Origin of the sequence: Flavobacterium piscisymbiosum, from assembly GCF_020905295.1 — a bacterium.
GTDB classification, from domain to species: domain Bacteria; phylum Bacteroidota; class Bacteroidia; order Flavobacteriales; family Flavobacteriaceae; genus Flavobacterium; species Flavobacterium piscisymbiosum.
The window spans coordinates 3921295-3934652 of record NZ_JAJJMM010000001.1; the positions used below are offsets into that span (position 1 = coordinate 3921295).

Sequence of the window (13358 nt, forward strand, 5' to 3'; positions counted from 1 at the left end):
ATTATTTTCAGAAGCCAAATAATACGTTTCAGTACTAAAAAATGATTCTACAGTATTTTTTTATAATAACTCAAAAAAATAATTAGGCAATTTTACGAGAATAATTGCTTAATTGATTTTTTATGAATGTACATCCTACGATTATAGCGGCAACCAATTTTTCTGCTATTGCAAATAACGCGGTTAATTATGCTGCCGGACTTGCAAAAAGAACCAACGCCAAACTTATTCTTTTTAATTCTTTTACGCTAACAGTTCACAGCGCTAATTCACAAATTACTGCAGATGCTATGCAAAAGCAGTTAGATAAAGCTTCTGCCAGATTAGATGCCTTAGGCCAGGATATTGCAGCAGCTTTTAGTATCGAAGTAAGCTGTTCTTGCAGTTATTCGTTTTTAGAAGAGGAACTTTCGTCATTAATCGATCTTAACAATGCAGAACTTGTAGTAATGGGGATGGCTGAACGCTCTTTCGAACAAGAACTTATGGGCAATTCTACCACATCGGTTATAAAGAATTTAAATACGCCGGTATTAGCTGTTCCTGCAAACGCCCGTTTTCAAAATATTAAGAAAATACTGTATGCTTGCGACACTTTAAGCTTCTCGGCTATAAGAAGATTTAGCTGGTTAAAAAGCATGGTTGGAAATCTTGGGGCAGAGGTAGAATTTTTTAGCGTAAATGAAAAAATGGACGACCTTAAGGAGGAGCAAGGCAAATTATTATTGCATTCTACCCTCGAAGAAGAGTTTCAAGAGGTAAAATACCTCTATAAAACTGTTAAATCGAATGCAGTGATTAATGAGATTAAGAAGGAAATTAACAATTATGATGCTGATATTCTAGTAATGGTGCCACAAAAGTATGGTTTTTGGGATTCTTTGGTACATAAAAGCAAAACTAGAATAATGGCCGCAGGTTTAGACGTGCCACTCTTGTCTTTTCCAAATTTCTGACGTTATTTTGCAGTCTGCTTTTTATTCCAAAAAAAAACAGCAAAAGAAAAGATTCAAAATAACAAAAACAAATAAAAATGAAGGCAACAATTACAGCTATAGGAGGTTTTGTACCAAACTCCATATTAAGTAATGAGATGATTTCAAGAATGGTTGATACAACTGACGACTGGATAGTAAAAAGAACAGGAATAAAAGAGAGAAGATTAGCCACAGATCAAAATCTGGCAACATCTGATCTTGCCACTGCAGCAATAGAAAATTTATTTGATACATATGAAATAGACCGACTGGAAATTGATGCTCTTGTATTGGCAACTGCAACGCCAGATCATCTTTTAACTCCTACAGCAAGTAAAGTATGCGAATTAAGCGGATTTACAAATGCATTTGGATTTGATCTTAACGGTGCCTGCAGCGGATTTCTTTATGCGCTTGAAATGGCAACAACAATGATCGAAAGCGGACGCTACAAAAAAGTGGTTGTAGTAGGAGCAGATACCATGAGTTCTATTGTAGATTATGAAGATCGTAATACTTGTATCCTTTTTGGAGACGGGGCAGGAGCGGTTCTTTTAGAAAAAACAGATTTAGAACACGGAATGATGAAAAGTATTCTAAGAACAGACGGAAGTGGCACATCTGCGCTTTTAGTACCTGCAGGAGGTTCAAAAACACCGGCAACGATGCAAAGCATTATACACAGAGAACATTTTATCAAACAAGAAGGTTCATTTGTATTTAAAAAAGCTGTTGAATCGATGTCAAGCGTTTCGCAAGAGACTCTTGCCAGTAATAATTTGACTGTAGAAGATGTTGATTGGGTGGTACCGCATCAGGCTAATCTAAGAATTATTAAATCGGTGAGTGAACATTTGAATATTGGTATCGAGAAGGTTAAAGTAAATATCGATAAATACGGTAATACAACTTCAGCGACGATCCCGTTATGTCTTTGGGATTTTAAAGACGATTTCAAAGAAGGTCAGAACATATTGATCACCACTTTTGGAGCCGGATTTTCATGGGGAGCAACTTGTATAAAATGGGGCGTGATGAGAGCGCTTAAAGCAGTAGAATCTTCAACAGTTGGAAAAATATTGAAACATGATTTGATGTGTCAATAAAAAATAGTAAGGTGTGGTTTTTAATGCGCCTATTGTCAATATATTAGACTATGGATTCAAACGTGCAAAATAAAACCAGAGGAAAGAACTTTTTCTATAAGTATTATAGGATTATCGTAATACCGGTTGTTTTTTTTCTCTATTTATCGTCGTATTATTTTTTGAATCCCTATCAGGATTTTGAGCAAAATACGCTACTGGTTTTAGACTGGACGGTTGATATTTTTATCATTCTGGTGTATTGCGCCGTCCTTACAGAGTTAAGTCTTTTTGTAGGTCGAAGCCTTAATTATTGGATTAGCTGGGAACAAAAGCCTATTTTTAGGGCTTTTGCCCAATTTATATGTCTTATTGCGGGGAATATTCTCTTGAATTATTCTTTTTCGCATTTATGGCAGTTCTTTTATTCCTGGACACCATTAAAAGAAAGCGAACTGGTACAAATATGGCAGTCAAATTTAATGGCTGCTATATTGTCTCTTTTTATCAGTTTCATTCATACCAGTATCTTTTTACTGAACCGCTGGCGCGTAACTTCTGAAGAAGCGGCCGAGCTAAAAATCAAAGCTTCTGAATTGCAGGAAGCTGTTACCAGATCAGAGTTAGAATCTTTAAAACTACAGCTCGATCCTCATTTTATCTTTAATAATTTTAGTACACTTACAGAGCTAATTCATGAAGACCAGCAATCTGCGGCATCTTTTCTGGAGAATATTACGCGTGTGTATCGTTATATGATTTCGAATCTCGATAAAGACACCATTACGGTAAGGGAAGAAATTGAGTTTTTGAATGCTTATTTTTATCTTTTAAAAAAACGTTTGGGTGAAAAAGTCGAGCTAAAATTGCAAATAGATATGACTTGTCTCGATCTTCATTTGCCGCCTTTAACGCTGCAATTATTGGTCGAAAATGCCGTAAAACATAATAGTGCAACAATAGCAAATCCGCTTGTTATCGCTATTTATTCTGATGTAGGAGATCTTGTGGTGCGCAACAATTTACAGGCAACTTCCGGTAAAAATTTTATTTCTACAGGAGTGGGGAATAAAAATATAGAGTTTAGATATAAAATTTTGTTTGATCGAATGCCTGTTTTTTCAGAGTCTAATGGTTTTTATTGTGTACGTCTGCCCTTAATTTAATAGTATGAAAATTTTAATTATAGAAGATGAAAGTATCAATGCCAACCGTCTAAAAAGATTGTTGGAAGAATTAGAACCTGATTGCGAAATCCTCGACATCATAGATACTGTTCAGGGTGCAGTAAAATGGCTGAATTCGAATGAGATGCCGGATTTAATCACTATGGATATTCGTTTGGCAGATGGTATTAGTTTTTCCATTTTCGAAGAAGTAAAAATTACTTGTCCAATAATATTCACGACAGCTTATGATGAATATGCAGTACGTGCATTTAAGGTAAACAGCATTGATTATTTGATGAAACCTATCGAAAAAACAGAACTCGAACAGGCTTTAACCAAATTTAAATCAGTATCGAAAGTTAAAAATAACACCGAAGATATTGCTGCAATTTTAAAAGGGTTCATGAACAAACCTTCTTTTAGATTGCGATTTTTAGTTACCTATCGCGATGGTTATAAAAGTATTGATGTAGCCGATATCGATTTTGTGTATTCAGAATTTAAAACTTCGCATCTTTTTCTTAAAAACGGCACTATAATCCCCATTCCTCAAACTATGGAAGAATTGGAGGAAGAACTTGATCCTGATGTTTTTTTTCGCGCCAACAGGCAGTTTTTTATTCGTGCCGAAAGCATCAAATCGATTGCCAATTATTTTAATGCCAAACTCAAGATTCAGCTTAAAGCAGATCCTGAGCGTGAAGTGATCATCAGCAGGGAAAAAGCACCTTTTTTCAAGCAATGGATGGATCGCTAAAATAACTTTCGAAACTTCATTTTAGGCGGTATAACTTACTATTCGGTTCATTTAATCACCGTTTGGGTAATACTTTCCTGCATTTACGTTTATTACGGGATTAATTTTGCTGCATATTATTTCGAATCAAAACGATCTTTTTTGGTTTGAGTTGCATCAAAATTATCTTTAATGAAATACTCCCTAAAAACATTTTTAAAATTTAAAGAATACCTGCAGATTATAGCACTCTGGATTGCTGCTTTTTTGTTCTATGTCTTCATGACGTTCAGTATGATCGAGGATGAATTTTTTATTACCCGTAAAATTAGCGTAAGGGATTTTTTATTATCAGAAATAACGGGAGCTTTAACCGTTGGTGTTTTTATGGGAACCATTCTTTTTCTTTTACAGGAATTAGTTTATCCAAGAATTTTTCGCAGTTACGGGATTTTACTGATTACATTACTCCGAAGTCTTTTGTTTTTAATAGTCTGTTTTCTTGGCCTTTTGATCATAATCGAACTTAATAAAGTGCATTACATCATAATCGATAATTGGTTTACAATTCAGGTCAATGCAAAATGGCTGACTTGCTTTACGGTCTATTGTTTAATCGTTCATATTTTTATTACCCTTTTACAGGCTTTTAGCCGTAGGTTAGGACGTAATTATTTCAAAAATCTTTTGCGAGGCAATTATATGATTCCTGTTGTAGAATACAGGGTTTTTATGTTCCTGGATATGTGTTCTTCGACTACAGTTGCAGAAGAAGTAGGTCATTATAATTACAGTCTTTTATTGCAGGAATGCTTTACCGATTTATCAGAAATATTAGTAGAGTATAATGCCGAAGTTTACCAATATGTAGGCGACGAAGCCGTGCTTACCTGGAAAGTAAAAGAAGGTTTTAAAAGACAGCAATGTATTGAACTTTATGAAGCTTTTGCCGTTCGTTTATTAGAAAAAAAAGAGGTGTATCAACGTAAATTTGGTTTGGTTCCAAGGTTCAAAGCCTCCATTAACGAAGGACTTGTAACCGTTGCCGAAATTGGACAAATTAAAACCGAAATCGCCTATCACGGAGATGTCCTTAGCACGGCAGCGAGAGTTCGTGACTTATGCAATGATTATAAAACAAATCTTCTGATCACGCAGTCCTTTTTCGAACAATTAACTTCTTTTGATCAGGATAATTTTACAGCAATAGAAACCATCATTTTGCGCGGTAAAAAAAGACCCGTTACCATTTATAAATCTTTCGATTAAATCTTCCTTACAGTACTGTCAGCGTACTGTTTTTCTCGGTTGTTCTATTGTTCGTTTCAGCATCAAAAAAATACGGTTGGGTAAAGTTCCGTTGATTTAAGGGGCTTTTGGGTTGTTATTTTGTCATCGAATCCTATCTATTCATTAAAAGTGAAATAAAATGACAAAACAATTTTTTCAAAATAATAAAACACTCAGCAAAATGGTAGTTTTATTAATTATCATTAGCTTTTCTTCATGCGGTAAAAGCGGACCGGAAGGTATGGCACCGCCAAAACCTGAAGTAGATTTTTTTCAGGCTAAATCAGTTACGGGCGAAGTAGAAAAAAAATATCCGGGTATTATCGAAGGTACCGTAAATGTTGACATAAAAGCGCAGGTTTCAGGTTATCTTGAAGCGATTTATGTCAAAGAAGGAGATTATGTTACCAAAGGACAATCGCTGTTTAAAATCAAAGCAGATGTGTATGCAGAGCAGGTAAATAACAGCCGTGCAGCATATAAAAGTGCTTTGGCGAACCTTGCCAATGCCAAGCTGGAAATCGAAAAAATCAAACCGCTTGTGGATGCAAAAGTATATTCAGACATGCAGCTAAAAACAGCACAGGCCAATTACGATGCAGCATCTGCTCAGGCAGCTCAGGCAAAAGCAGCATTGGGATCTTCTCAGCTTAACGCCGATTTTTCTTTGATAAAAGCACCGGTAAGCGGCTACATCAGCAGGATTCCGAATCGTGTTGGAAATCTGGTTACGCCAACGGATGCTGTTCCTCTTACTATTCTTTCAGAAATCAATACCGTTTTTGTTTATTTCTCTTTAAGCGAAGCAGATTATCTTGCTTTTTCTAAAGATTCAAAATCAAACCAAACCGTAAGCTTAATTCTGGCTGATGACAGCGTATACGAACATCAGGGAAAACTTGAAGTAGCAAGTGGTAATATCGACCGTACGACAGGAACTATTGCCTTGAAAGCTGTTTTTGCAAATCCTAAAAAGCAATTGCGTTCAGGCGGTTCGGGCCGAGTAGTGTTAAACAGTAGTTTGTCTTCGGTAATTTCTGTTCCAATGGCAAGCGTAAAAGACATACAGGATAAATTCTTTGTTTATGTTCTAAAAGAAGGAAACAAAGTAGCAATGGTCCCTATAGAAATTGCAGGCAGCGCCGGTACAGATTATTTTGTAAAAAGCGGAGTAAAATCAGGTGATAAGATTGCGATAAACAATATTGACCTGCTTTACGATAATAGTGAAGTTGTTCCAAAAACAGCAGCAAAAGCGGTAAGCAATAAATAAAATTTTGGTTTTAATATAAATAACATTTTCCATGTTAAAAAAAATAATAGACAGGCCTGTATTGGCTACAGTTATCTCCATTGTATTGGTGATATTGGGTATCATAGGTCTTACAAGATTATCGGTAACCAGGTTTCCTGATATTTCGCCGCCAACCGTAATGGTAAGCGGTTCTTATCCAGGAGGAAATAGTGAAACCGTTATACGTTCTGTGGTGACACCACTTGAAGAACAAATTAATGGAGTAGAGAACATGCAGTATATTAAATCTACTGCGAGTAATGACGGATCTTTTTCGATCAGTGTCATTTTTAAACAAGGTGTCGATCCTGATCAGGCTGCTGTAAACGTACAAAACAGAGTACAGCAGGCAACGCCAAAATTGCCGCAGGAAGTAATCAGAATGGGGCTTACGACCTCGAAGCAGCAAAATAGTATGATTGTTATCTTCAACCTTTATACAGACGATAATAAAAAATACGACGAATTGTTTTTGCAGAATTATGCCAACATCAATTTGGTACCGCAAATAAAACGTGTTCCGGGAGTAGGGCAAGTGCAAATTTTTGGACAAAAAGATTATTCGATGCGTGTTTGGCTTGATCCGCGAAAAATGGCCAATGCAGGTTTAGTACCTTCAGATGTTACCCGCGCCATTGCAGATCAAAGTTTAGAGTCGGCTCCGGGAAAACTGGGAGAAGAATCAAAAGCAGCTTTAGAATACGTTATTCGATATAAAGGAAAGAAAAACAAACCTGAGCAATATGAAAATATTGTCGTTAAAACGGATGGCAATAATATCCTAAGGCTTAAAGATGTAGCACGCGTAGAATTTGGTTCAATTTCTTACAGTGGCGACAACAAATCGAACTCTAAGAATGCCGTAACTATGGCAATTTTACAAACATCAGGCTCAAATGCCAATGATATCGAAATTGGTATCAACAAGGAAGTAGAAAGATTATCGAAATCTTTTCCTCCCGGTATTAAGTATGTCAATGTAATGAGTACCAAAGAAAGACTGGACGAAGCAACCGGACAAGTAAAATCGACCTTGCTAGAAGCTTTTATTCTGGTTTTTATCGTGGTTTTTATATTTCTTCAGGACATTCGTTCTACGATTATTCCGGCTATTGCAGTTCCGGTAGCGATTGTAGGAACCTTTTTCTTCCTGTTGGTATTTGGATTCACCATCAACATTCTGACTCTTTTTGCATTGGTTCTCGCCATTGGTATTGTCGTCGATGATGCGATTGTGGTCGTCGAAGCAGTTCACAGTAAAATGGAGGAAGATTCGAGCCTTTCGGCTAAAGAAGCGACGCATAGCGCAATGGCAGAAATTACAGGAGCTGTTGTTTCGATCACGCTGGTGATGTCGGCAGTATTTATCCCGATTGGTTTTATGACGGGATCATCAGGGATTTTCTACAAGCAGTTTGCTTATACATTGGCGATTGCTATTATTATATCGGCAGTAAATGCATTGACACTTACTCCGGCATTATGTGCTCTTTTGTTAAAGAACAGCCATAACGGCAAACATGGAGAAGAACATAAAAACGGATTTAAAGAACGTTTTTTTGTTGGTTTTAATTCAGGTTTCAACAACTTAACAGGTAAATACATCAAAGGAGTTCGTTTTCTTATTGGCAGAAAATGGCTTGCAGGAGGATTAGTTTTGGGAGTTACTGCCATTGCTGTAATGATGATGATGGCTACTCCAAAAAGTTTTGTACCAATGGAAGATGACGGATTTATGCTTTATAGTTTATCAATGCCGCCAGGTACAGCTTTAGATCGAACTACAGAAGTGATACAACAACTGGAAAAAGAGCTGTCGACTGTTGAGGCTATTGATGTAAATACCAGTATTACAGGTTTCAACATTTTGAGTAACAGTGCCAGTACTGCTTACGGATTAGGATTTATAAAATTAAAACCTAAAAAAGAAAGAGGAGCCGTTAAGGATATAGATGAAATCATGAATATCGTAAATGGTAAATTGTCTGTAATTAAAAAAGGGCAGATAATGGTCTTGAGAATGCCGCCTGTAGAAGGATTTGGTGTAACAAGTGGTGCTGAAATAGTACTTCAGGACAGAACGGCACGTGATCCGGCAACACTAAAAGCTATGGCTGATAAAGTGATTGGGCAAATCATGCAGCAACCCGGAGTACAATATGCGTACACGACTTTCAGGGCAGATTATCCGCAGCTTGAATTGGAAGTGGATGAAGAAAAAGCAAGCCAAATGGGCGTGAATATTCGTGAAATGTTAGGCAATATCCAGACTTATTTTGCCGGAGATCAATCGGCAGATTTTTCAAGATTTGGAAAGTTTTACAGAGTGAATGTCAAAGCGGATGGAATTTTCAGAACAGATCAGGATGCATTCAACGAAATATTTGTTCGAAATGCCAAAATGGAAATGGTGCCTGTAAAATCCCTTGTCAAATTGCGTAAAGTGTATGGTCCGGAATCGGTAAACCGTTACAATCTTTACAATTCGGTGAATATTACCGCTGTAGCACTACCGGGATTTAGTAACGGACAAATTATGGGGAATCTTGAAACGGTTCTGGACAAATTACCATCTGATTACAGTTACGAATGGACGGGATTAAGTCTTGAAGAAAAAGCAGGAGGAAACCAAACCATAGCCATTTTTGGATTATGTCTTTTGTTTGTTTTCTTTTTACTGGCAGCTCAATACGAAAGTTACTTATTGCCACTTGCTGTATTACTTTCTATTCCAACCGGAATTCTGGGTGCTTTTGCAGGAGTTAAAGCTGTAGGACTGGATAATAATATTTATGTTCAGGTCGGGTTAATCATGCTGGTCGGACTTTTGGCCAAAAATGCGATTCTTATTGTTGAATTTGCCCTTCAGAGACGTTACGCAGGCTTGTCTATAGCCGAAGCAGCGATAGAAGGAGCAAGGTCAAGATTAAGACCTATCATCATGACATCCCTTGCCTTTATTGTAGGTATGATTCCGTTGATGTTTGCTTCCGGAGGAACAGCAGTAGGAAACAGGTCTATTAGTGTAAGTGCTGCTATCGGGATGTTTAGCGGAGTGGTTTTGGGAGTTTTTGTAATCCCGTTACTTTTTATCCTCTTTCAGTATTTACAGGAAAAAGTATCCGGTAAAAAGATTGTAATTCAAACTATAAAAGAAGAATAATGAGCGTACTATATAAAATTGGAATTTCTTTATTTGCAGGTGTTTTACTGACATCCTGCGTAGTAGGGAAAAAATATTCCCGAACAGATTTAAATGCGCCTGAGAAATATCGTGAAGAAATAACATTGACCGGAGATACCATTTTGCATCCCTGGAAAAGTTACTATAAAGATCCTATGCTGGTGAGTTTAATCGAAAAAGCCCTCGTTAAAAACAACGAGGTGCTTATCGCGATAAAAAGTATGGAGCAGCTTGATCTTACTTACAAACAGGCAAAATTGTCGTTATTGCCAACACTTGATTTTGATGCAGGAGCAAGCAGAAGTTATCAGTCTAAAAATTCGCTTAACGGTTCTTTGAGTGCACAATTTACCAGTAAAGATTATCTGGACGATTACAGTGCCAATCTTAGATTATCGTGGGAAGCTGATATTTGGGGAAAAGCTGCCATGCAAAAGAGAGATGCCAAAGCGGGTTATTTTGCCCAAAAAGAAAATCTTTCGGCTTTGAAAACGAGAATTATTGTTCAGGTTGCGCAGTCTTATTATAATCTTTTAGGACTTGACGAGCAGCTTAAAATTGCACAGAAAAACATTGATTTGAGCAATAGTACGTTAGGAATGATGAAAATGCAGTATAATTCAGGATTGATTAGTTCATTGGCACTTTATCAGACAGAAGCTCAGAAAAAAACAGCAGAATTGTTGGTTCCTTTAGCAGAGGCAAATATAGCGGTTCAGGAAAATGCATTGCAGATTTTATGCGGTGAGTATCCTGACAGCATCACACGTTCAGGAAATCTTAACGTAGCAGAACTTAATATGGCTTTACCTTCAGGAGTTCCGGCAGCGCTTTTAAGCCGAAGACCGGATGTAAAAGCGGCTGAATATGCCGTTATGTCTGCCAATGCTAAAACGGGACTTGCAAAAGCAACTATGTATCCAACATTGAGTCTGAGTCCGTCAATTGGGATTAACTCTTTTGAATTTGACACCTGGTTTAATTTTCCGGGATCGGTGACCAAAACTATTGCAGCCAATTTAGTGCAGCCAATTTTCAAAAAACGCCAGTTAAGAACAGCGTATGAAATTGCAATTCTGGAGCAGGAAAAGGCAGTTGTTCAGTTCAAGCAATCATTTATTACAGCGGTTGGAGAAGTTTCTGATGCGATGTCAAAACTAAAAAATGCAGATAAACGAATGGAATTGGCTACCGAAAAGTCGGTTTCGTTAGATAAAGCAACCCACGACGCCAACTTGTTGTACAAAAGCGGAATGGCAACATATCTTGAGGTTATTGTAGCGCAAAACAGCGCTTTGCAAAATGATCTTGATGTTGTTGCGATTAAATTAGAAAAACTAAATGCAGCCATCAATCTATATCGTGCCCTGGGTGGCGGAGTAGAGTAAGCCGGTATTTTGAATAATTCATCATCTGTACAAATTATGTATAGGTGATGAATTTTTTTTGTTTTAAAAATTTTATACTTATAAGTATGTTCAGACAGATGTTTTATTTTACAGATCAAAAAGGATTCTTATAAAAAAGAATGGTGCGACGGCAAAATTTCTTTAGAAAATAATCTTTCAAGAATCATCGCAAAATTAGAATTAATAGCTGTAGAAGAAAAGCGATGGAAAGAGGCTGGTGATAGTATTTAATTGAAAAAAGCAGTAAGAAGAATCAGCAGGAGAATAAACCGTAATGCATTTTGTAAGAAGTAGTTAAATATTTATTTATCTTTATAAGGATATAAAATGTTTATTATTAATAACTTATAAAAATATACTATGACTACTTTTACTTCCGCTGACATTTTGAAACAACAAAAAACTCTAAAAATATTAGCTTCAATATTTTTGTTTTTATCCTATCTCATTGGTTTAGGCGCTTTAATAGGAACACTTTATCTATTGTTTACACCAAGAGGAATTGGTGGATGGATTTTACCAGCCTTTAGCTTTTTGACAGGATTAATTGTGTTTCTGTTTTTGTTTTCCATCTCGAAAATCATCACTATTTTAATAGAAATCAGTTACAAATGAAAAGGGGCATTAGCTGTTTGTTGTGCATCTTGATTTTAGGATCCTGCACAGAGAAAAAAAGTAATCCCGAAGAAACCGTCGATGTGGTTATGGTAGGCGGCGGAATTATGAGCGTAACCCTGGCCAATATGCTTAACGAACTTGATCCAGAGTTGTCTATTGTTACTTACGAAAGACTCGATGCTGTGGGCAAAGAAAGTTCATCTGCCTGGAACAATGCCGGAACAGGACATTCGGCACTTTGCGAACTGAACTATACTCCGGAACTCAGTAACGGAACTATCGATACCCATAAAGCGGTTGAGATTAACGAATCGTTTGAAATTTCAAAACAATTCTGGTCGTATTTAGTATCCAAAGGAAAAATCGGACCTCCCAAAACATTTATCAATCCTACGCCTCATATGAGTTTTGTTATTGGTGATGAGAATGTCAAATACCTGAAAAAAAGATATTTGGCCTTGCAAAAAGAACCGCTTTTTACCGGAATGGAATTTTCTGATGATCAAAAACAAATCAAAAGCTGGATTCCGCTTGTAATGGACGGCCGTGATCCTTCGCAAAAAGTAGCGGCAACCAAAATAGATATTGGTACCGATGTAAACTACGGATCTTTAACCGCAGAACTGGCTTCGAATTTACTGAAAGCAGGCAAAATGAAATTAGAACTTAATCACGAGGTGACTAATTTTAAAAGAAATAGCGACGGAACCTGGAAAGTGTATGTAAAGGATTTAAAAAACAATACCACCAAAACCATCGATGCTAAATTTGTTTTTATTGGTGCGGGCGGTGCGACATTGCCTTTGCTTGAAAAAACACATATTCCGGAAGCAAAAGGTTACGGCGGATTTCCGGTAAGCGGGGAGTGGCTGGTTTGTAACAATCCTGAAATCATAGCGCAGCATCAGGCAAAAGTATACGGAAAAGCTTCTGTAGGCTCGCCGCCAATGTCTGTTCCGCATCTGGATACGCGAATCATTAACGGAAAAAAGGAACTCCTGTTTGGTCCTTTTGCAGGATTTTCGTCCAAGTTTCTTAAAAATGGTACCTGGGGCGATTTACCTGCATCTTTTAATTTTTATAATATCAGACCCATGTTAGAAGCCGGACTGGACAATGTGCCGCTTACCAAATATTTGGTACAACAAGTGGTATTAACACCGGAACAGCGTTTAGCAGCTTTAAGAGAATATTTTCCGAAAGCAAAAATGGAAGACTGGGATCTAAAAGTTGCCGGACAAAGAGTTCAGGTCATAAAAATTGACGAAACCACTCAAGGCGGAATATTGCAATTTGGTACCGAAGTTGTTACAGCATCAGATGGGAGTGTTGCGGCTTTATTGGGCGCTTCGCCGGGAGCTTCAACTTCAGTTTCTATTATGCTCAAAGTAATTGAGAAATGCTATAAAACTAAACTTGAAACTCCGCAATGGCAAGCTAAAATTAAAGAAATGATTCCGTCATACGGACAAAAATTATCTGATAATATTGCCTTAGCCAATCAGATCAGAAAAAATGACAGTGAGAAACTGGGCATTGTCTGGAAAGAAATTTATAAGGATACAATCCAACAGCAAAAAGGCCATTGATCTTAAA

The 13358-nt window shown here is 37.1% G+C and carries 10 protein-coding genes; all 10 read left to right on the forward strand.

Features of this window, described 5'->3' with window-relative positions; translation table 11 throughout:
- The first annotated feature begins 122 nt into the window (after positions 1–122).
- A complete protein-coding gene (locus LNP81_RS16960; protein WP_230037866.1) occupies positions 123–956 on the forward strand; it encodes a universal stress protein in 834 nt (277 codons plus the stop codon).
- A gap of 77 nt (positions 957–1033) precedes the next feature.
- Positions 1034–2083, forward strand: coding sequence for a beta-ketoacyl-ACP synthase III (locus tag LNP81_RS16965; protein WP_230037868.1), 1050 nt, complete (start codon positions 1034–1036; stop codon positions 2081–2083).
- Between the two features lie 50 nt (positions 2084–2133).
- A complete protein-coding gene (locus tag LNP81_RS16970) occupies positions 2134–3228 on the forward strand; it encodes a sensor histidine kinase (protein WP_230037870.1) in 1095 nt (364 codons plus the stop codon).
- Between the two features lie 4 nt (positions 3229–3232).
- A complete protein-coding gene (locus LNP81_RS16975; protein WP_230037872.1) occupies positions 3233–3988 on the forward strand; it encodes a LytR/AlgR family response regulator transcription factor in 756 nt (251 codons plus the stop codon).
- A gap of 171 nt (positions 3989–4159) precedes the next feature.
- Positions 4160–5236 (forward strand): adenylate/guanylate cyclase domain-containing protein, encoded by a 1077-nt coding sequence (locus LNP81_RS16980; RefSeq protein ID WP_230037874.1) that lies wholly within the window; start codon positions 4160–4162, stop codon positions 5234–5236.
- Positions 5237–5396: 160 nt separating this feature from the next.
- Positions 5397–6530 carry an efflux RND transporter periplasmic adaptor subunit gene (locus tag LNP81_RS16985; RefSeq protein WP_230037876.1) on the forward strand — a complete coding sequence of 378 codons (1134 nt, stop codon included), beginning with the start codon at positions 5397–5399 and terminating at the stop codon, positions 6528–6530.
- Between the two features lie 31 nt (positions 6531–6561).
- Complete coding sequence (locus LNP81_RS16990; RefSeq protein ID WP_230037878.1) at positions 6562–9714, forward strand: efflux RND transporter permease subunit; 3153 nt, start codon at positions 6562–6564, stop codon at positions 9712–9714.
- Positions 9714–11123, forward strand: a complete 1410-nt coding sequence (locus tag LNP81_RS16995; RefSeq protein WP_230037881.1) for an efflux transporter outer membrane subunit — start codon at positions 9714–9716, stop codon at positions 11121–11123. The genes LNP81_RS16990 and LNP81_RS16995 overlap by 1 nt, the downstream gene beginning before the upstream one ends.
- A gap of 381 nt (positions 11124–11504) precedes the next feature.
- Entirely contained in the window at positions 11505–11759 is a 255-nt protein-coding gene (locus tag LNP81_RS17000) for a hypothetical protein (RefSeq protein ID WP_208686684.1), read from the forward strand.
- Entirely contained in the window at positions 11756–13351 is a 1596-nt protein-coding gene (gene mqo / locus LNP81_RS17005; RefSeq protein WP_230037883.1) for a malate dehydrogenase (quinone), read from the forward strand. The genes LNP81_RS17000 and mqo overlap by 4 nt, the downstream gene beginning before the upstream one ends.
- The last annotated feature ends 7 nt before the right edge of the window (positions 13352–13358 follow it).

Bases quoted from the DNA above. Each gene is read 5' to 3' on its own strand.
- LNP81_RS16990 (WP_230037878.1), top strand. From the start codon at position 6,562: ATGTTAAAAAAAATAATAGACAGGCCTGTATTGGCTACAGTTATCTCC.
- mqo (WP_230037883.1), top strand. From the start codon at position 11,756: ATGAAAAGGGGCATTAGCTGTTTGTTGTGCATCTTGATTTTAGGATCC.
- LNP81_RS16970 (WP_230037870.1), top strand. From the start codon at position 2,134: ATGGATTCAAACGTGCAAAATAAAACCAGAGGAAAGAACTTTTTCTAT.
- LNP81_RS17000 (WP_208686684.1), top strand. From the start codon at position 11,505: ATGACTACTTTTACTTCCGCTGACATTTTGAAACAACAAAAAACTCTA.
- LNP81_RS16960 (WP_230037866.1), top strand. From the start codon at position 123: ATGAATGTACATCCTACGATTATAGCGGCAACCAATTTTTCTGCTATT.
- LNP81_RS16995 (WP_230037881.1), top strand. From the start codon at position 9,714: ATGAGCGTACTATATAAAATTGGAATTTCTTTATTTGCAGGTGTTTTA.
- LNP81_RS16980 (WP_230037874.1), top strand. From the start codon at position 4,160: ATGAAATACTCCCTAAAAACATTTTTAAAATTTAAAGAATACCTGCAG.
- LNP81_RS16975 (WP_230037872.1), top strand. From the start codon at position 3,233: ATGAAAATTTTAATTATAGAAGATGAAAGTATCAATGCCAACCGTCTA.
- LNP81_RS16985 (WP_230037876.1), top strand. From the start codon at position 5,397: ATGACAAAACAATTTTTTCAAAATAATAAAACACTCAGCAAAATGGTA.
- LNP81_RS16965 (WP_230037868.1), top strand. From the start codon at position 1,034: ATGAAGGCAACAATTACAGCTATAGGAGGTTTTGTACCAAACTCCATA.